The organism is Chitinophagales bacterium (assembly GCA_041392475.1).
GTDB lineage: Bacteria > Bacteroidota > Bacteroidia > Chitinophagales > UBA2359 > JAUHXA01.
Genome location: JAWKLZ010000003.1, coordinates 207,501 through 229,044 on the forward strand (window position 1 = coordinate 207,501; position 21,544 = coordinate 229,044).

General features: G+C 36.8%; 10 protein-coding genes and 2 rRNA genes (1 of these 12 running past the window's edge). 8 read left to right on the plus strand and 4 right to left on the minus strand.

Annotation, left to right across the window (positions count from 1 at the left end; genetic code table 11):
• The 3 genes from R3E32_23790 to R3E32_23800 form a co-directional block, all read left to right on the plus strand.
• Positions 1-1,832: ribosomal RNA gene (locus R3E32_23790) — 23S ribosomal RNA — on the plus strand; it begins 1,011 nt to the left of the window's first position.
• Between the two features lie 265 nt (positions 1,833-2,097).
• A 5S ribosomal RNA gene (gene rrf / locus R3E32_23795) occupies positions 2,098-2,211 on the plus strand.
• Between the two features lie 287 nt (positions 2,212-2,498).
• On the plus strand, positions 2,499-5,333 hold the full coding sequence (locus R3E32_23800) for an ATP-binding protein (protein ID MEZ4887775.1): 2,835 nt from the start codon (positions 2,499-2,501) through the stop codon (positions 5,331-5,333).
• Positions 5,334-5,343: 10 nt separating this feature from the next.
• Here R3E32_23800 and R3E32_23805 read toward each other — a convergent pair whose 3' ends face one another.
• A complete protein-coding gene (locus tag R3E32_23805; protein MEZ4887776.1) occupies positions 5,344-5,751 on the minus strand; it encodes a hypothetical protein in 408 nt (135 codons plus the stop codon).
• A gap of 25 nt (positions 5,752-5,776) precedes the next feature.
• Between R3E32_23805 and R3E32_23810 the strand changes: the two genes are divergently transcribed.
• Positions 5,777-6,073: a helix-turn-helix transcriptional regulator gene (locus R3E32_23810; protein ID MEZ4887777.1), complete on the plus strand. Its 297-nt coding sequence runs from the start codon at positions 5,777-5,779 to the stop codon at positions 6,071-6,073.
• 34 nt (positions 6,074-6,107) lie between these two features.
• On the opposite strand, the gene R3E32_23815 is transcribed toward R3E32_23810, so the two are convergent.
• A complete protein-coding gene (locus tag R3E32_23815) occupies positions 6,108-6,827 on the minus strand; it encodes a hypothetical protein (protein MEZ4887778.1) in 720 nt (239 codons plus the stop codon).
• A gap of 793 nt (positions 6,828-7,620) precedes the next feature.
• Between R3E32_23815 and R3E32_23820 the strand changes: the two genes are divergently transcribed.
• The 3 genes from R3E32_23820 to R3E32_23830 all read left to right on the plus strand — a co-directional run bounded on the left by R3E32_23820 (position 7,621) and on the right by R3E32_23830 (position 9,336).
• The gene (locus R3E32_23820; GenBank protein ID MEZ4887779.1) at positions 7,621-8,148 is read left to right on the plus strand and encodes a hypothetical protein; all 528 of its coding nucleotides are present in this window, start codon (positions 7,621-7,623) and stop codon (positions 8,146-8,148) included.
• Positions 8,108-8,983, plus strand: a complete 876-nt coding sequence (locus tag R3E32_23825; protein MEZ4887780.1) for a transposase — start codon at positions 8,108-8,110, stop codon at positions 8,981-8,983. Before R3E32_23820 ends, R3E32_23825 begins: the two co-directional genes overlap by 41 nt.
• A gap of 218 nt (positions 8,984-9,201) precedes the next feature.
• Positions 9,202-9,336 carry a hypothetical protein gene (locus R3E32_23830; GenBank protein MEZ4887781.1) on the plus strand — a complete coding sequence of 45 codons (135 nt, stop codon included), beginning with the start codon at positions 9,202-9,204 and terminating at the stop codon, positions 9,334-9,336.
• Positions 9,337-9,544: 208 nt separating this feature from the next.
• Here R3E32_23830 and R3E32_23835 read toward each other — a convergent pair whose 3' ends face one another.
• A complete protein-coding gene (locus R3E32_23835) occupies positions 9,545-11,008 on the minus strand; it encodes a T9SS type A sorting domain-containing protein (protein MEZ4887782.1) in 1,464 nt (487 codons plus the stop codon).
• Positions 11,009-11,081: 73 nt separating this feature from the next.
• A complete protein-coding gene (locus tag R3E32_23840; GenBank protein MEZ4887783.1) occupies positions 11,082-15,821 on the minus strand; it encodes a T9SS type A sorting domain-containing protein in 4,740 nt (1,579 codons plus the stop codon).
• Between the two features lie 1,317 nt (positions 15,822-17,138).
• On the opposite strand from R3E32_23840, the gene R3E32_23845 reads away from it, so the two are divergent.
• The gene (locus R3E32_23845; GenBank protein ID MEZ4887784.1) at positions 17,139-21,515 is read left to right on the plus strand and encodes a hypothetical protein; all 4,377 of its coding nucleotides are present in this window, start codon (positions 17,139-17,141) and stop codon (positions 21,513-21,515) included.
• Positions 21,516-21,544: the final 29 nt, after the last annotated feature.

Sequence of the window (21,544 nt, forward strand, 5' to 3'; positions counted from 1 at the left end):
GGGAAAGAACCCAGACTATCAGCTAAGGTCCCTAAGTATAAACTAAGTTGCAGGAACGTGGTCTGATTGCTAAGACAGCTAGGATGTTGGCTTGGAAGCAGCCATTCATTTAAAGAGTGCGTAACAGCTCACTAGTCGAGTGATCGGGCGCGGAAAATAATCGGGCATAAAGTTTATCACCGAAGCTATAGATTCAGGCATTAATTGTCTGAGTGGTAGGGGAGCATTCCAGTGCTGTTGAAGATGTGATGTGAGTCATGTTGGAGGAGCTGGAAAAGCAAATGTAGGCATAAGTAACGATAAGACAGGTGAGAATCCTGTCCACCGTAAGACTAAGGGTTCCTGATCAACGCTCGTCGGATCAGGGTTAGTCGGGACCTAAGGCGAACCCGCGAGGGGAAGTCGATGGCAAACGGGTTAATATTCCCGTACTTGCACACACTAAAAAGGGGACGGAATGGTGTAGGCGTTGCGTCCGGACGGAAGCGGGCGTTAAACCACGAGTAATTGTGGGACAGTACCATGAGCCTTCGGGTGATTGGATAATACGCTGAAATCATTTCCAAGAAAAGCCGAAGTGTGCAACTCGTACCGTAAACCGACACAGGTAGTCGAGGAGAGTATCCTCAGGTGCGCGAGTGATCCGTGGCTAAGGAACTAGGCAAAATAGTCTCGTAACTTCGGGAGAAGAGACGCTCGAAAGAGCCGCAGTGAAAAGGCCCAGGCGACTGTTTAACAAAAACACAGGACTCTGCTAAGTTGAAAGACGAAGTATAGGGTCTGACACCTGCCCGGTGCTGGAAGGTTAAGGAAGGGGGTTAGCATTTCGGTGCGAAGCTCTTAACTGAAGCCCCAGTAAACGGCGGCCGTAACTATAACGGTCCTAAGGTAGCGAAATTCCTTGTCGGGTAAGTTCCGACCTGCACGAATGGTGTAACGATCTGGGCACTGTCTCAGCCACGCGCTCGGTGAAATTGTAGTATCGGTGAAGATGCCGGTTACCCGCAACGGGACGGAAAGACCCCGTGAACCTTCACTACAACTTAGCATTGCTATTGAATACATGATGTGTAGGATAGGTGGGAGGCTACGAAGCGGTCACGCCAGTGATTGTGGAGCCGTCCTTGAAATACCACCCTTTATGTATTTAGTATCTAACCCTGAAAGGGGGACATTGCTTGGTGGGTAGTTTGACTGGGGTGGTCGCCTCCTAAAAAGTAACGGAGGCTCGCAAAGGTACTCTCCGCATGGTTGGTAATCATGTTTAGAGCGTATTAGTAAAAGAGTGCTTGACTGCGAGACTAACAAGTCGAGCAGGGACGAAAGTCGGCTAAAGTGACCCGGCGGTTCCGCATGGAAGGGCCGTCGCTCAAAGGATAAAAGGTACTCCGGGGATAACAGGCTGATCTCCCCCAAGAGCTCATATCGACGGGGTGGTTTGGCACCTCGATGTCGGCTCGTCACATCCTGGGGCTGGAGAAGGTCCCAAGGGTTGGGCTGTTCGCCCATTAAAGTGGCACGCGAGCTGGGTTCAGAACGTCGCAAGACAGTTCGGTCCCTATCTGTTGTGGGCGTTAGAAATTTGCGGAGAGCTGACGTTAGTACGAGAGGACCGCGTTGGACGTACCTCTAGTGTACCAGTTGTGTCGCCAGATGCACCGCTGGGTAGCTAAGTACGGATTGGATAAGCGCTGAAAGCATCTAAGCGCGAAGCCAACTCCAAGATGAGATTTCTTTTAAGGGTCGTTCAAGACTAGGACGTTGATAGGCTGCAGATGTAAAGATGGTGACATCAAAGTCGAGCAGTACTAATTGCCCGTAAGCTTTCTTTTTTATTTTTATTCTATCTAATGATTGTCTAAAAGATAGTTGTTGATAAAGAATGTAGAATATTTCTTGTTTCTAAAGAAGGATAGTTGCTTGTTTTAGGATGAGAGTTGTAGATACTTAAAAAGTAGAGTAGTTGAATATATCTTGCCATTTTGTCAAAGAATTGTTTCTTTTTTTTTCTAAAAGAATAAGAAAGAACACTAAGAATAGAGAATAAGAATTGTAATTACAGCAATACTGTAAAGCAATAAGGAAAGCCAAAGAAATTAAGGTGGTTATAGCGAGAGGGTTCCACCTCTTCCCATTCCGAACAGAGAAGTTAAGCCTCTTAGCGCCGATGGTACTGCACAAGATGTGTGGGAGAGTAGGTCGCCGCCATTACTATTATTGAGCCGTTGTACACAAGTGTGCAGCGGCTCTTTTTTTGTTGACCAAAACATCATTTTTTGTCCACCAATCCTAACTATACCTCTTATTGCTGAAAACATAAACTATACATCGCTTATTTTACGCCAAAGATGGACAGAGATTTTTATGTAAATAGCGAAAATTATAGTAGTTTTCAATTCCAAAGTTTCAACTACCTTTTATCCCATTATGAAAACTGAGTCCCTACATCATATAGGAAGGAATGTAAAGTAAGTCCAATTCAATATAAAATTACTTCAATGTCTATAGAGCTTCAACAGTTAAAAAATCAAATCCCCTATACAAAAGGTAAAGAGAAATTCCAATTGCTTTTTGACATCATTGAAAAGATGCATTTTAGCCCAATTGATGAAGCTGATAGGTATATAGACCAAATGTTGAATCTAGCCAGAGAGCTTCATGATGAGGCACTAATAATCAAAGCGTATAGGTTGAAGTGTACTATTTACGGACAACAGGGTAAACTTGATTTATACAAGGAAACAATTTTTCAAGCACTTGAAATGGCACAAAAAATAAAGGATAAGGTTTCTATTGTTAAAACCTTACAAAGCATAGGGAATTACTATGTATTTTTTGTTCATCAATTTGAAAAAGCACGTCATTATTTATTTCAAGCGCTGGATATAGCTGAAAATATCCAAGACGAAGACCTAACACCTTTAACCCACACTATTTTAGCAAGCAGTTATGGTCATCAAAATAAATACGATAAATCCATGCATCACTCTCTTCTAGCAATAGAAGGCTTCAAGAAAAATGGAGACAAATTGAAATTGGCGGTCGCCTACAATCATATCTCCTATTATCTGAGAGACAAAAATCAAGCAATCAAATACGCAGAATTAGCACTCGAAATCAGCAAAGAAATAGGAAACCTTATACTACAACACGACAACTATTTGGCACTTTCAATATATCATAATGACTTGAAACAATTTGAAAAAGCCGTTTATTATTCACGAAAATGTATCGAGGTTTCGCAAAAAACCAAATCCTCTTTTTCTCTTGCACAAGGATACTCTTTCCTTATTAAGAGCTTACTGAACCTAGCACTTCAGAAAGAGGAGTCTGAAAAAATGAAATTATTGAAGGAGGCAGAGCAATATTGCATCGAATTTGAGCAGCTAATAGATTCAGTAAACGACAAAAAATTTATTGAGAGTAGTTTACTTTTAAATGTCAGAATTAGAAGAAGTCGAATACATTATCACTCAGAAAAGTACTCACTCGCACTTAAAACGCTTGAAGACTTAGTAAATTTTGAGCAATTCAAATCAGCTCCAATTGCAGATGTATATGACTATATGCATCGCTGTCACAAGGCTTTGGGAAACTTTGAACAAGCACTACACTACTACCATTTGTATGCCGAAATGGTATTTGATAAAAAAGATGATGAAGCTCTAAAACATGCCGAAAAGCTACAAACCGAATATGAAACCAAAGAAAAGGAAAAAGAAGTAGAACGACTTCAAGAATTGGAGGTTTTGAAGACTCGTTTTTTTACACAAATCACCCATGAACTGCGTACACCTCTTACATTGATACAGGGCCCTGCTCAACAAATTTTAGATAGCAATGACCTTTCCAAAATCCATACACAAGCCCATATCATAGATCGAAATGCCAATAGACTCCTACATCTCGTCAACCAACTGTTGTATATCAGTAAGATAGAGGCGCAAAAAATGGAATTGAAGCTACAACATGGTTCTATCAGCAATTTCATAGCAGAAATTGTCCAAGCATTTCAAGCCCTCGCCATCAAGCAGCAAATACAGCTCGACTTCATCACCCATGCCCATGAAGATGAGGAAATACTGGTCTTATTTGATGCAGATAAAATCGAAAAAATCCTCTACAATCTCCTCTCCAATGCCTTCAAATTTACCCCCACTCAAGGCAGAATCTTATGCCAGTTAGACCTCACTGTGACTACCTCCAATGGCATCCAAGCACAACTAATCGTAGAAGATACAGGCAAAGGCATTGACGAAAATTCACTTCCCCACATTTTTGATCGCTTTTACCAAGCAGATAGCAGTCATACCCGTCAAGTCGAAGGTACAGGCATTGGTCTTGCTCTTGTCAAAGAACTCACTGAATTATTGGAGGGAACAATAGAAGTGGATTCAACTGTAGGAAAAGGAACTATTTTCACCCTACAACTGCCTCTGCAAACTGCCAAAGAACAGATTTTGCCTTCAATAGCAACCGCCAAAACCCAATTAACACCACTGCATCAAAACATCGCAAAAGAAGAAAAAACACCACTGCATCAAAACATCGCAAAAGAAGAAAAAACACCAAAAGACAAAACCACAAAAGCCCCAATTCTACTTTTAGTGGAAGACAATCCCGATATTCATACCTACATCCGCAGCATTTTAGAAAATGAATACATCATCCTCCAAGCCTACAATGGAGAAGAAGGGCTGCAAATGGCACAAGAACGCATTCCAGACCTCACCATCAGCGATGTCATGATGCCCCTCAAAGATGGCTATGAACTCTGTGCTGACTTGAAGAAAGACGAACGCACCAGCCACATTCCCGTCATTTTACTCACTGCCAAAGCCGCACTCAAAAGCCGCATTGAAGGATTTGAGCATGGAGCAGATGCTTATATTGCCAAGCCTTTTCATGCAGATGAACTGCGCCTACAAAGCAAAAACCTACTTACCACCCGCAACAATCAACAACGCAAATACCAACAAATTACCCTTCAACACCAAGCCATCAAAACCGCCGAAAATCCAGAGCAACGCTTTTTGAAAAAAGTCATCATGCTCATCGAAAAATACATTGACGATGAAAACCTCAATGTCAACCGCCTCAGTGAACTTCTATACATGAGCAATTCCCAACTCTACCGAAAAATTCAAGCACTCACCAACTACACCGTCACCCAATTTATCCGCAACATCCGCTTAGCGAAAGCCAAAGCGATGCTCGAAAATGGCGAGGGCAATGTTTCCGAAGTTGCTTTTAATGTGGGCCTTACGCCCAGTTATTTTTCTCGCTGCTTTAGGAGGGTTTATGGGTTTGCTCCTAAGGAATTGGTTCGGTAAAATGTGTTTTCTAAGCATGAGCAACAGGAGGTGTGTTAATTTCCAAGCGATTCATTACCTCATCCACAGTCGTTTCCCAAAGTTGCGCCAATTGAATCAAATAACTCAATCGTTCTACTTGTTTGGCTTCAACGTGTGGGATCAATTGTAATAACTCTTGATGCTCGATTGGGGTAAGTTTTTCTTCTACCAGTTTTTGATTCAATTCAACATATTTACTTTGGAGTGAATTGGGTAAACCTTCATTGATTTTAATCAGTAATTTTGATTCCTTTTTACTCAAAGAATGAATAGGTTGTGAGGTTTTGTATTCTCGTTTTTTTGCCGCCAAAAAAGATTGCAGATCTCCCAATAAATCTTCATTTTGGATTTCTGCAATCAAATTGATTAGATTTGCCTTGGTTGTTTGAATATTCATTTTTGTTGTTTTTTAGAAAAACAAGATGGAGGAGTTAAAAGTTTCTAATAGATTCAAAAACAGCAAAAATCTCAACGCCAAACGCCTCAGTAAACTCCTCTACATGAGCAATTCCCAACTCTACCGAAAAATTCAAGCACTCACCAACTACACCGTCGCCCAATTTATCCGCAACATTCGCTTAGCTAAAGCCAAATCGATGCTCGAAAATGGAGAAGGGAATGTCTCAGAAGTTGCTTTTAATGTGGGGCTTACACCGAGTTATTTTTCTCGTTGTTTTACGAAGGTGTATGGATTTCCTCCGAGGGAGTTGATTCGGTAATGGATACTTGAATAGAAACCTATAAATAATATTTTTATTGAGTTTCAATTTTCTTACCCATATCCAATATAACAACTAATTGAGGATTAATAGTTGTAATTTTTGGTGAATATTTATAACCATACTCCTCAATAAAACCATCTATATATGAAGTAAAAATAGTATTTAAATCAAATGTAGGACTACTATGGTAGCCTTGAACTTGAGCACCTATTTGCGTTTTCGGAGAGATGCGATAGCTCATTCCTACAGCAGCATAAGCTTGATGATGTATTGTTCCTTTTGCTTCGTAATCAAGTGATGATGCACTATGATTACTATAATATATATGTCTCGGACTCTTATAGTATCCTATTCCATAACCTGCTTGGAGATATAGGGAAGTTCTATGTACTTGGGTTTGAAGTTTAAGATAAGGAGTAAAAGTGACATTAAAATATTCATTTATCTCATAATTAGCATTAAAGGGATTTCCTGTCGACCATTCTCTTTCCTCTGCATCAACAGAGTTGAAATTGGCAGCTAAGTTCCCTCCTATCCCTAAATTGGAGTTAAGATATTTTGTAACAGAAATTCCGCTACTCCCTCCAATCATTGCATAGATTGCATTATCATTACTCCAGTCCTTACTACCATAATCCCCTTGGGGTAAGCTAACTCCTCCAAAAAAACTAATTTCTATTTTCTGTTGAGCAAATGAATGGTTGAAAAAAGTTAATAATAGGAATACAGCAGTTGAGTAGAGAATCTTCATCTGTTAATTCAGTTTGAATAGAGTTAAAAAATTACACATCCCAAATATAGTAACATTTAGCTACAAAAAAATACCAGCTTTAAGTTTCGCACCTACTTTGTTTACTGAAAAAGAGGCTTAAAACAATTATATACAATTGGCTTAAATGAGCTAAAGCTTTGTAAATTATTCTCCTAAATCTCGAATTCCATTTAAGGAAAGCACTTTTTTGGCACTATAATTACTGGAAATAAGTATTTATAACTTATTTATATACAAAGTATTTTGCAAAAATTAACTTGTTTGTTAAAGAGGAAAAACAGCATAAAATGTGTATATTTGATTCACTATAAACAAAATACAAAAATTATGCTGCCTGATTGCAAGATACAAAAAGTACACGAAATTAAAAGCCTACTGAAAAAAAATAATTTAAGTTTCGCACCTACTTTTTTACTGAAAAAGAGGCTTAAAACAATTATATACAATCGGCTTAAATGAGCTAAAGCTTTGTAAATTATTCTCCTAAATCTCGAATTCCATTTAAGGAAAGCACTTTTTCGGCACTATAATTACTGGAAATAAATATTTATAACTTATTTATATACAAAGTATTTTGCAAAAAATTAACTTGTTTGTTAAAGAGGAAAAACAGCATAAAATGTGTATATTTGATTCACTATAAACAAAATACAAAAATTATGCTGCCTGATTGCAAGATACAAAAAGTACACGAAATTAAAAGCCTACTGAAAAAAAATAATATTGTAGATGCTTTAGCCCGAGCTTATGAACCCTTTCAATTGAAAAGCTTGTGCTATCCCTTAGACTTACTCAAAACCCAAGGTTATCCTATTTCTGTGCTAATGCTCACACTGCTGCTGCTTCCTTTTTGGGAGTCGATAGTATTCATGGATTCTCGAATGGTACTTACAGTCATGTTTTTGAAGGAGCAAAAGATTGTTTGTATCGTTTAAAAAACAATGAATGGATAAATTGGCGTAAGCTTCTATACCGATTTAATAAACGCTATAATGAGCTGGCTGACAAACATATGGTGAAATTGAGTGAGGAGGAAAGAAAAGGGATGAAACCGAAGTACAAGTGTTTGACTGCTGATGATAGCCCAGTGAACCATACAGGCAAAACCATCGAAGGTATCAGTAAAGTTCATGACCATTCTCTCAAATGTACTGTTTTGGGCTTCAAACTCTTGGTCTTAGGCTATTTTGATGGAATCAACTTTCGACCTTTAGATTTTTCCTTGCACCGAGAAGGGCAAAATCGCCAACGCTATCGTTTTGGTTTACCTGTTAGGGTCTTTCAAAAAACAATATCGTAAAATTAGAGCTAAATTATCGGCAGGTTATGAACGGTTTAAGGAATTGGATAGGGATAAGAATAGCCAACTAATCAGCATGATAAAAAGAGCATTGAAACATGGATATGTACCTGATTATGTGTTGTTTGATGCTTGGTTCTGCTGCGAAAAAACATTGAAGGCTATCCGTTTACTTCGACAAGGAGTCATTCACATAGTGGCTGCTTGTAAAATGGGCAATGCCAAATACAACTATTTATCCAAAGAAATGTCAGCTGGGCAGATTTTAAAAACATTGCGAAAAGTTCATAAACGTAAGCCCAAAAGATGCCGCCTACTTGGGTGTTATTATTATACCGTGGTGGTGGATTATAAAGGTATGGAAGTCAAGTTGTTTTTTGTTAGGTATACTAAACGAAGCAAATGGAGACTTTTACTGACTACCCAAACAAGCCTTCGTTTTACTCAGGCTATGGAAATCTATGCTATTCGATGGTCTATTGAGGTCTTTTTCAAAGAAGTAAAGCAACTTTTAGGTATTCAAAAATGTGCTTCCAGAGATTTTGATGCTCATATTGCTCATACCACTTTAACTTTGATTCAATATGTTATGTTGAGTTTGCATAAACGCTTTTCAGATTATGAAACGATTGGCGGCTTATTCAGAGCTATCAGAGACCAATATATTCAAGCAACGATTGCTCAAAGGCTGTGGCAAATCATGATTTCAATTCTCACACGATTGGTTCAAAAGATAGAATGTGATATGGAACTGGTCTTGCAGTTAATTATTCATGACAACGATTTCAGGCAATTATTTTCGGGTATGGTGCAGCTTAAAGTACAAGATGAATAGGAGATAAGCATTTGTTTAGAACCTAAATGGAAAAAAGCAACTAAGTGACTTATTTACAATTATTTATAACATATCTGCACCTATAAATATCTTATATTAAAACATAAAAACAATTAACTAACAAGTGCTTATTTTTTTAAGTAGCGATGCGAAACTTAAATTATAATATTAAGGCGAATAGAGTTTATGATTGTCAGCCTAAGCATATTCAAAAAGAATTGAGTGAATTCTTAAACGAACGAGGAGAAAATGTGGGAGCAGAGAAGATTATTTCATTGAATGAACATACAATGATTCGTGAAGATATGGAAACGGGTAAAAAAACAACTTTCATTAAAATAAATGAAAATTGAAAGAGACATACCTTAATCAAAATAAACTCAAACGGTTCGCAAAACTCACTTATTTTTGAATTAACTGAACTTTGATTAGGTGAACCAGTTTTTTAAACCTTGCTCTGTTTGAAAAGATTATGAGTAGTAGTTAGTTACAAAGTGACTGATAAAAATTTAGATTTGGAGCTTAGGAGTTCAGAAAAATGCAGGTTTTATTATACTCTTGTTACCGTGAGTGCTCAATCAATAACTTTCCTCTTTGAGTTCCTACTTGATAAAAATATACCCCACTTGCTAATCCCTCTAAATTCAACACTTGCTCTTGTTCTATTCTCTTCAATCGCCACTCACGCACCAAAGCACCTTGCAAATCATACAAATGCAAATTAGCTGTAGGTGAATGAGTTGGTAATCGATAGTGAATACTGATTTGAAGGTGAGCAGGGTTTGGGCTAATTTGTATAAAAATTTCCTCTCCTCCAATCATCACATCTTCAATATCCACCACAGTCTCCACACATCCCAATTCCTCACAGAAATTTCCTTCTTCATCTATAGTTACAAGCCAATTATGCTGAGGAGCAGGAAAAAACTTGTAACCTGTCAATACATATCCGCCTTCAATTCTGTCTATATCTTTAACATAACAATCAGCATTAGGGTTAGCAGTGATAGGTTTTGTCCAAAGTGTATCCCCTTCAGCATTGAAGTTCATAATCAATGGAAGTGTATGTTCATTCAAATAAATAGCTACTCCAATAAACCCACCATCTTCTCGAAAAACCAAAGGGGTCTGTATACTTCTAAGGTTGGGAAGTCCATAACTTTTTTCCCAAAGAATTTTTCCTTCTTTATCTAATTTTGCATAATAATTTTGACGGATATTATTCTCTCCTCGAATTCCACCCGATAATAAAAAATTACCATCTTCTAAAGCATAAACTTGACAGCTTTGGTCATTTATATCACTTCCATAATTTTTCTCCCATTCTTGATTTCCTAAACTATCAATTTTGACTACATACATGTCATAATTGTTATTAGCTACTCTCACTCGTCCTCCCAATATATAACCTCCGTCCACTGTTTCATCTACAGATAAAGCATTACAATCAAAGTGTGAACAGTAGTTCTTTTCCCACTCGAATACTCCTTTTGAGTCCGTTTTAACAGTATAGATATAATTGTTATTATTGTCGTGAAGTAAGCCTGTTATTAAAAAACCATCATCTTGGGTTTGAATTACTCCTCCTGTACCGTCTAATCCCATTCCTCCAAATTGCTGTTCCCATAATATTTCTCCATTTTTAGTGAATTTTATAATGACTATATCTGTATTTTTATCTATAGGGTCAAACCTTTTTTGATAAATTAAAACAAAATTTTCATCTTTAGTTTTAATAAATTGTCGTCCACTTACTATTACAGTAACATTTGGGGAATCATCTAAGATATTGTAAGATATTAAATTACCTTCTAAATCGATATTTGCAAAATAAATAACAGAGTGAGTAAAACTAAACACTCCTACTGTATAATAGCCCTCATCATGAGGTATAGTAGCTACCGAAAGTTGGTTGGAAGAATTCAGTGAAATTTCTTGATTGAAATAAGTGAATTCTTGTGCATGAAGAGTAGGTGAGTTAAACAAAAAAAGCAAAGTAAAAAAATAAATAGCTTTATGAGACATATCTTTGTGGTTATAGATAAATAAAAACCAGTAAGTGCTTAAACACTTACTGGCTTGAGTTGAAAGGATGGTTTTACCGAACAATTACCAATTTATCAAAACCATAAATATTGTTTTCTCCATTTATTTGGATATAATACACACCACTTTTTAGAAATCCTACATCTATACTATTTTTTAGACCATCTACATGGATAGTGGAATTGTTAACTTGTTGTCCAATTCCATTGTAAATTCGTACTTCTACCTTTTCTTCCTCCTTTGGTGTTTCTATCCAATGAATATTCACTTTATCTTTTACTGGATTGGGAAGTATTTTTAACCATTTCTTTTCAAACAAGGAAGTTGCTGTTTTGGAGGAACTATTGGTAATCAAAGCAGCATTGCGAATATAATGTTCTTCAAAATAAGTACTTAGTATAGACTGTGCTAAAATATTGGTGCGTGGATTTAAAGATATGTCTGTCGCATAGTGACGAATTTGGGTTTCATTGGACAAAACTTGGTCTTGTGCCATGAAAGTTATCATATTTACAAACGCCTGATTATCTGTTGTGTTTGTAGGAATGCGATTAAGCGTTTGCATTGTTTTTGTAATATCTCTCTTTTGTAGATAGGTGGCTGCTAATATTTTATCTGACCAAACTTCTTGTTGTTGTTCCAAAAGGTTGATAACTTCTGTATGGTCACTATTGGCTAATTTATATTGTATTTGCTGTACCAAATATCTTCTTTCATCTTTTGGTTCAATAGGATGTATTGGAGGGTTTGGAGGTGTCTTTCCACCACATGGATTGTTTAATGGAATACATGACTGTGATTCTCCACATGGATTTAGAAGATTACTACCATTTCCAGTATTTGTTGTGATAGGGGGAGGAGTATTTCGCCAGTTAATAGCAGTCAAAGTTCCCGATGATTCATATACACCTTTATCCCAAGAACCTCTATAGGCGAATTCTGTTTCATCCAAACAATTTCCAACAACAGGTAAAACACAGTCAGTATGCAGATACCAATCAAAAACAGAGCTTATAGAGGTGTTATCTGTATAAGTATGACAGTTGATTGTAAATCCTAAATCTATATTATTTTGTTCAAACTGTGTGGCTGCAGGAAATACTCCATCAAAAGTATTATCTTCTACATAAAAATCTAATCCACTATTTGCTACTTGTTGAGAGTCATAAGCACTGTTTTTAATGACCAAACCTCTGGTCAAAAAGTTAGAAGGTTCTCCAGTTATAGAACTATAAAATTTATTTCCCAAAATTTCAGACATCGAAGAAGATTCTGTTAAAATACCATGACTCACATGATTATAGGTGTTAGGTGGATTTACTGCTGAAATAATTATAAAACCCTCACTTAAATAATTTGAAGAAAAACCTTCGGGCATTTCTTCAAATATGTTGAAAGAAACATCAGCAAAGTTGCTTTTATTAAGTGTTATTCCTTTATGTACGTTGGTAAAGGTATTGTCAAAAATTTGTTGTGTAAGAGCTGCTCCAAAATTCATTACATACACTCCCTCATACAAATTCTTAAAAGTATTCCCTTCGCAATCTTCTCCAATTTTAAAATTAGAACTTAGAATAGAACAGGCTTTGCCTTTATGTTCATTATCTAAATTAGAAGCAGTAGTTTCAAAATGATTTAGAATAATTTTGGGCGAATCTGCTACATTCGACATCCTAATGTGTATATAGTTAGGTTTTAAAAAATCAGAATCATTTGTATCACCAAAACCATTGCTATTAATAAAACTACACTCTATAATTTTATTTTCTGAAAGTGCAGATGTCAAAGAAAAATGTATTCCAATACGGTTATTTTCAAACAAACAATCAAAAACATCTATTAATCCTCCCCCTCCATATTTTGAACCTACAATAATAGATTTATCATCAATTGCTATTTCAGCATCTTTGATGATACAATATTTTAAATAAGCAAGTCCGTGATTTGGGTGATTTTCAATAGCGTTGATATAATTGGTTGGGTGGTCTTTGTCATAATCGCCTTCTACTCTAAGTCCCTTCCATATAGGAATATTATTTGGGCATTCACTTGCACGAAAAGTAACATTATTTACTTCCAACCGCCCACCTCTCTCAACAACAATACCTGAATTTTCACCAATAAATTCCACAATTGCTCCTTCCTCAATAGCAAGAATTGCACCTTGTTTAACTGTTACTGTTCCCTCAATTGTAATGATATTATCAGCTGTTAAACTACTGGGTTTCCAATAATCATTCAAAGGGTCATTAGGTTTGACATCTATATTACCCAATATTCCCATGTCTGCATAGGTTACTTCATACTCCTCTTTAAATTCACAGCCTCCTATTTGACTTTGTACTATTAGTGTATAAATGCCAGGGTGATTAACAGAAAGATTGGGAGCAGTACTTGGTATGTTTGATTCTTGTAGTGTATTTTGCCCTTCCTTCCATTCCCAACTCATATAGATAGTAGGGTTTGTTTGGTCTAAATCGATAGAAGAAGAAGGCTGACACTCATCTTTATTAGGGGTTACTATAGGAACTTCAGATGGCAAGAAATTAGACACAGTAATTTCTTTTTGTCCAATAACAACGCAATCATCTCCATCTAATGCTTCTAATCTATAGGTATTAGTACCTTCTTGAGTAAATGTTAGAGAAGGATTGATACTAATTAATTCAGGGGTATCATTTTCATCTAAAATGTACCATTTATGGTCAGTGAATTCATCAGATACGACCAAATTATCTCCTTCACAATAAGAAGATTGATTACCTAAATTAACAGTTCCATCAGAGGTTGTTATACTAAATTGAAATATTTTAAGTTGATTACAGGGCTTATTTCTGACACTTAACTGATAAGTGGTTGTTCCCTCTGGAATGACATTTGTATCAAATCCATTGGGTATGGCGATAAAAGAACCATTATCATTTGTCCAAGTTAGCTCATACTGGGTTTCCTCCCCAATAGAAGTTAAGGAAGCATTTAAGTGGATAACTTCTCCACTACAAACAAAACCTCCATTAGGAATTTCCGTACCATCAACCATAGTCATTGTAATCTCAACTATATCATCCAAAATGTCTACTACTTTTACTTCAATCTCGTCTGTTACAACTATAGAAGTTCCATCGTCTCCTAAACAATCAGCAACTACCCGATAGATTCCTGCATCTTCTGCACTCATGGATGAAATGGTCAATGATTTAGTTGTTGTATTGATGGCATAATTCGCATTCTCAGGTGTTTCCCAATGAATATTTGAAACATCTCCATGTTTTGTAAGTGTCAAAGATTGTGTGTCTCCTTTACAAACCTGTAACGGCTCATTTCCTTCATTAATGACAATGTGTTTAACGCTTACAGCTACTTCTTTGGTCAGTATACAAGCAGTTTCGTTGGGAACATTTGAAATATCATAGGTAATTTTAACTGTATAAACTCCTGCATCTGTAGGTTCTGCTTCGACAATTTCATATATACCAGTATTACTTAAATGAGTCTGATTATCACTTTCGTGATACCATTTTAAATTACCTACTTCACTTATCGCACTTAAAGATATATTCTCTCCTTTGCAAACGTCTAAGGTAGAGGGTGTTTGAACTTCAAAATCGGGCTCTCCAATACCTACTTCTGCCCAAGCATTTCTGATTTGAGCTTTTATGTAATTTGGGTTGGCAAAAATGGGATAAATATTTTGCTCACTTGTCAATAAATCAACTGCATCTTGGTAATAATCTCGTAGTAAGAGATATGATTCAAGTCCTCCTGTTCCAAGTTCATCATCTGTATTTTCACTAATTTCTAAAGCTGTTGTGATGATTCGAGCAGTAACTTCATCACCAATACCACATATAGGTTTATTAGTGATAGCAGAAGGTTCAGATAGCAGATAAAATTGATGAGTTACTACACGTAATCTTTGGTACTGACCAAATGAATTGTATGCGGAAGAACCAAAAAGTAGAAAAGTTCGCATATTTCTATTCAAACCACCTCTATACTCTGGTTTCTCTAAATCAAATGCGAACTTTTCTATATTGGTAGCCCATATATCAGCAAATCCTTCACTAAATTCACCATTAGAAAGAACAGAAGTTGAAATACCTTGATTGAACCGATGACCTAATTCATGGGTAGGAGTACGAAATGAAACAGGACTATCTTCTATAAAATTTTGATTTGAATTTAGAGCATTTCCATTAGGCTTATATCTTATATACCCAATTTCATCACAATGAGAAGCATCATACCAATTATCATTTTTGTGAACTTCTTTAAAATAGTTCAATGTTTCAATAAAGGAAAAATGAATTGTTATTATAGCTTCTTCAAAATCTTCGTAGATTAAATCATTAGAATTCTCAAAGTTAATATCCCAAGGAAAAGAAAAATTATTGTTATCAAAAGTCCAATTATTATCAAGATTTCTGTATAATACTCTTTGGGTATGAGGAATACAGTAATGCAAAGGAGCTGAGGCAAATACATAATTATTAAACCCTATTTCTGTTGGTGCTGTATGTATTAGTATGGATTCACCAGTTATCGTTTCAAAAATATACCTCAATGTATAATAATAATTAGGAGTTAGTCCTTCATTCAAAGCACTAATTGTAGAATTATTAGGAGTTTGCCATCCTAAATCTGTTAATTGGAAAGTCTTATTTTCTCCTATGATAGGAGCTTTATTTTTATCAATTGCCTTAACTGCTAAAAAATCTTTTGCTATTCCTGTATCAGCAATTGTATAATCTGCATCTGTAATGAAGTTAAGTAATTCATTATTTTTTTTCAATGCAATTGCATATTTAGTATTGAAACTATCCAAACAATCTATACTTGTGGTAGGAATACTTAAATTCTCAAAATTAATCCAAATAACAGTATGGGGATTAATTATAGTGCCAAAAGAACCAAGAGTTATTTCAGATAAAGGAGCTACTCTGATAACATTAATATTAACATCTGTAAGTCCAGTTGGTACTGATAATTTTTCACAACCCGAATAAAAAACAATGAAAAACTCTCTTAAATCTATAGGTTCATCACCTGATGTTAATTCAATTCCTCTACCAAAAGGGTAGTCTGAATCATTTTTATAATATTCGATTTCTGTGATAAATAGTTCTCGCTCTATTTTATACCATCATTGTTTGCATATCCTCTGTAACGAAATTATTCACATTGACGTTTACAGGAATATTTTGGGCTTTTATTTGTTTTTCTAAGAATCCATTTAAAAGTAAATACAAAAATGAAATTTTGAAAAACATGAGGAATGTAAAAAAACGCTTCATAGTGAAATAATTTAAAGTGAAGAAAAAGCGTTTTTTTCTATGGGCTTAGTAATAAAAAAGCTCTATATTTACTTAAACGAAAAGTATAACTGAAAAGTTGCTGTTTTATATTATTTTTTGTACTGAAATTACAATATCTTGTTCAAAGATTAAGTAGTCTTAAAAAAGGTAAATAATTGATTATAAGAGTACTTATATTTTTGATGATGTACTTTGAGTTTTAAAAATAGGTTAAAAAATGCCTTGAATCAGGCTAAAACAATTTTTAATTACTCAAATCAACAGTTAGCATCACAAAATCAAGAGATACGAGGTCTCTATTTGAACAAGGTATTGAAATTAATATAGAGTTTATATATTCATCTCTCTATTAAGCAATATTTGGTTTACAAGCTTAGAGTATTATATTAAACTCGGAGACTAAAAGAATCTATTTACTTACAAAATGACATCACTACAGTATTTTAACCTTGACTAAAGCAAAAGTTCAATAAAACGAGCCTTTTTCCATACTCCAATTGAGCAAATCTTCAAAAGAAACAAAATCCCTACTTACGTCAAATCAAAAATCAATCAAGTAGGAGTGAATAATCGATAAACTATCCTTGGACTCACCTTGCCCCTCCAATAACAGTTCAGCAGTTTAACAATATAGCCATACAACAATCCCCCCATGCTCAATTTGTGCATATCGTTGCAGAATATGTCCATGTTTCCCTTTTCATGAACCCTTATATTTACATGGAAGAAAAGACAAGCTCACTCCAAAATATGCCCCTACTCCCATTATTATTGTTTTTAAAAGTACAGTCATCATGAAAACCAAATTCAATTTATTCCTAATTGCAGTATTGCTGTATTTGTTTAATAATCAAACCTATGCACAACCCTTCAACCCGAGTGGCCCTGAGCCAACTTCCTATTTTAAAGAACAAAGTATTCTTAACTATTGCAAAAATTACGATCAATACAATGCTATTGTAGATTTTTGGAATTCCGAAGAACGTCCTTTGATGGAGGCTGCAGCCAAAAAGTTGCTCGCAAAAGAAAACAAACCCAGTTCGCAAAGTGACATCAACCAACTTCAAGCGCAGTTGAAAACAGATCCAGTACGACGGTTCCAATATGCACCGTATATGCTATTTGAATTGTACAAGGCATTGGAAACCACGAGTCCCAATGCGGCTCAGACTGCCTATCAAAAACGGTACAACAAATGTGTTGCTTGCAAAAACTGGCTCTTTGCCAATCAAATATTAGAAGACTGGAAAATCCATACACGCGATCCCAGTGGCGTATTGCAGCCAGCCCCTCAAGGAGGGTATCAACCATTAACCTTTAGTATATGGAGAGATGTATTGCGAGATAGAGCCACCAAAAAAGGTTTTATCGCCGATGAAATCAATGCTATCTATTCTACCCCTGCAGGAGACGAACAACTTTCAAAACTTTTGGCTCCCATGATGGCAAAAACAATTACTGATTTTGGAGACCGAACAAACCTGAAGTCACTTGGAGATGACATGCATGCTGTTTTGCAAGGCACTATTGGTGCGAGTGCAACCGTGCTAGGGGTAGCCGCTACGGGAGCCTTTGTCTTTAATACCGCCTATACCCAAGCAAAATTTACATTTACTGCAAATGAGGGAATAAAGGTAAGAGATCTTGAAAATGCCAAAGCTGCAGCGAAAGAGTTGGGAGAAGAAGGAAGCCGTCAGTTCACAGATGATGCGACTAAAAAAGTAACTAAAGAAATCACGGAGGAAGTTATTGAAACAAACTCAAAATTGGCTGCAAAAAAAGCCAGTAAACAGGCTTCTAAACAAATCTTAAAGAAGGCAGGGGAAAACATGCAGCGACTTTTATTAGGTACAGGATATAATAAAGCAACCAAAACAGTCATAGGTAAATTTCTTGCCAATCTTGGCTCTAAGATGGTAGGTATTGCCGCAGTTGTAGGAACATTAGCTACAATGGGACAAATTCTGGGGGAAGAAATCGCTGATGTTGCGACTACCCAAGCATACGATCAGCGTGTTAGAGCCGAGGCTCAATGGAGAGATTACAATGTAACTCAAATATTGAACCCCAGTAGAGAGGAATTGACAAATGAAATTATTGGAAATAGAGAATTTTATGGATACGAAAAAGACTATACAGTCACCGAGGAACAATTCAGAACAGAATCAATCCCCCTCATGGATGCAAAAAAAGTACGTATATTCAAAGATTTCCTCTACTTCAATGTTTCCCTACCCGCCGAACGAGGTCAATTAACATTTGAGTACCCCGAAATCCCAGTAGAATACGGCAAAAAGAAAGGACTGAATGGAGTACAAGTATTGGATGTGCAATTTTTAAACGCCTATGATCAAACATTAGAGCACGCCAAAAAAATTGCACAATCGAACGATTGGAGATTAGCGACCGAAGCAGAAGTACTTAGAGCCATGTTTTATTTACAAAAATCTGGTCCCAGAGGAATGACTGCCGATGGTTCTTTTGTCATGCCCGTTACACAGACATTCACGGACTCCAAGGGTAAAACCTATAAAACAGGGCTGAACAAAAACATTGAAGGAACGAATGACGGGTTTTATTATGTGAAACTCAATCCGACACCAGGAAGAAAACCCGCCGTGGAATTTCTAAAAAGCAATCGGCAACCCAATTCAGAGATTGTCGAGTTTCAAAATGCTTGGTTAAAAAGCTTCATTCAAGCCGATAAGAACGGAAATTTAGCTTTGAGTCAAACAAAAGCAGGCAATGAAAGTGATTGGAAAATCATCTACATTATGGAAGGTAGGGTTCGCCTCCAACATGTGGCAAGCGGAAGGTATTTATTGGCGAAATACAACAGTGTGGATAAAAAAAATACGCACCTTGTCTTTGAACCCCTAAAAGAACCCGCTTCTTATCCAATAGCACATTACGGATCTTGGATTATTGAAAAAACTGGCGATAAGCCCAATTGGTACCGAATCAAAACAGATGATGGTCTGTACTTACACACACAAGATGTCAAACTCCAACTTTCAACAATTGAACCCAACTGGTTCAGTCCCACTTGGATGCTGCAAGCTCCGAGGCATGATGAAGAGATAAAAAAAGCCTTGTTAAGCTACTCCTTCCAGCGACAACCCTATGAGAATGGCTATCATGGTGGAAGTTTTACAGAAGGAGCAAATGGCACGCTGATTTGGACGAATGATGTTGGAGCTTCTTGGGCAACGAAACTCGATTTTGACCACAACCAATTAGATGCAACAATTGGTTCCAACCCATATAAAAATCAACCAAATGGAAAAGCGTTTCTTTTTAAATTAAGTAACGGCAATTTAACAGGACTCGAATTTAACGGAGAAATATATCACTTAACGGAACTACCTGCAAAAGGTCGTGTGGTTAAATTCCACAGCCAAACAGGGCTTTCGCTTGCTCAGGCACAAAACACCGCAACAGTAAGGGGATGGAAAATGGCTTCCCCCTCTGACATACAACAAGCATGGAAGAACCAAAATTTGGATGTATATGCTTTTGGAATGATGGCAGATGGTCGTTTTGCAGTACCTGTTCAGTCAGACCACTCCAATTTTAAAAAAGGCGCAAATATTGGTGCCATAGGAGGAAATCAAGGATTCTTTTATACCACCGCATCTGAAAACATTGCCCCTCCAAAACCTAATACAAGTACAAACCTAGGCACTGTTCCCACTTATACAAATAAAACAGACACCTCCTCAACAAATAACAACACTACGCCCAATCCCACAAATCAATTGGTGGATTTGAATGCCACCTATTACATCACCGATGCAAAGCACAACAATTCATTGGTGACAGGTAATGTGTATGTCGGTGGAGTATATCATCTAGCAGCAGACTTTCGACGTACCGATGCCAGTTGGTATTTTATCCCGACAGGCGATGGCTACTATTATATTTATGACCTTAAATTCAATAAAGCGTTGGTTGCAATAGATTATGGTTATCTTACCACTGCAATTCGACTTCAAGACCCAAATGGAGAAACAAACGCTCAATGGAAAATCACACCAAGTCCTGTTGCAGGAAAGTATATTATTACCGATCGCAAAAACAATAAAGCCTTGGTAGCAGGAGATGTGGCAGACAACAATATCTATCATCAGCCACACAACAACCGACCAAATGCCTATTGGAGTTTAATCGCTACTGATCATAAAGCACCCGCAAACAAACCGAACCCCAATGCAAAAGCTCCTACAGATAAACCAAAGCCCGAACCGACCGCAACATACAAACCACAGCCAAAACCCACAGGTTATATTTGGCTGGATAATGACTTTATTCGAATTCAAAATAGCTCGACCAACACCCATTACCTCCACATTCAAAATGGTAAACTGGTAAATGGACCTATCCAAGCCGACGATTTAAGCGCACAGTGGAAATTTATTCCCATCGGGAATAGCAAAAACCTTGGAGGACTCCAAAATCGTTCGAATCCAGAACTCTATCTTGATAGGATTAATGGAGAATTTACCATTACAAAAACTTCGCAAAGACCTGCCTGGGGTGGTTTGGTATGGGGGCTTTTTCCAAAAAATGAACAACAACATGCTGATTTGGTAAGAATTCAAGGAACTACGGCTCCTTATGAGACAGCCTACCTTGAAAATGGAAAAGCGAAACTGGAGGAACTGGATGCAGCAGAACAAGAAAATAAATTGGTATGGTGGAAGATAAGCAATGAAGTACCCAATATACAGCCCAATACAACCAATACAAACTCAGTAACTCCCAAGATTCACCAGTGGCTGGACAACGGCTATGTTCGCATCAGGAATAGGCTGAACCAGTATCATTACCTTTACGACCAAAACGGTCAACTCAAAGACGGTCCAGTCGGCGTCGACCAGTTGACTGCCCAGTGGAAAATCCTCCCAGCACCCAGTAAAGGTTATGTATTTATTCAAAATAGAGCCAATCCTGAACTATATTTGAACAACACAAATGGGAAATTGGAAGTGAAAAAAGTGCATCATATGAGTACCTCAAGTGTCCAATGGAAGATCAATCCTCTGCCAGGCGGATGGGCACTCATCGAAAATGCTTGGTACAATAATCAATACATCCACAATCAGCAAGGAGAACTGAAGATTGGAGAAGTTGACATTAATTGGGCAGGTTCGTATTGGGAGATTCGATAATAAGAATCAAGACTTAATTGTATTTTATA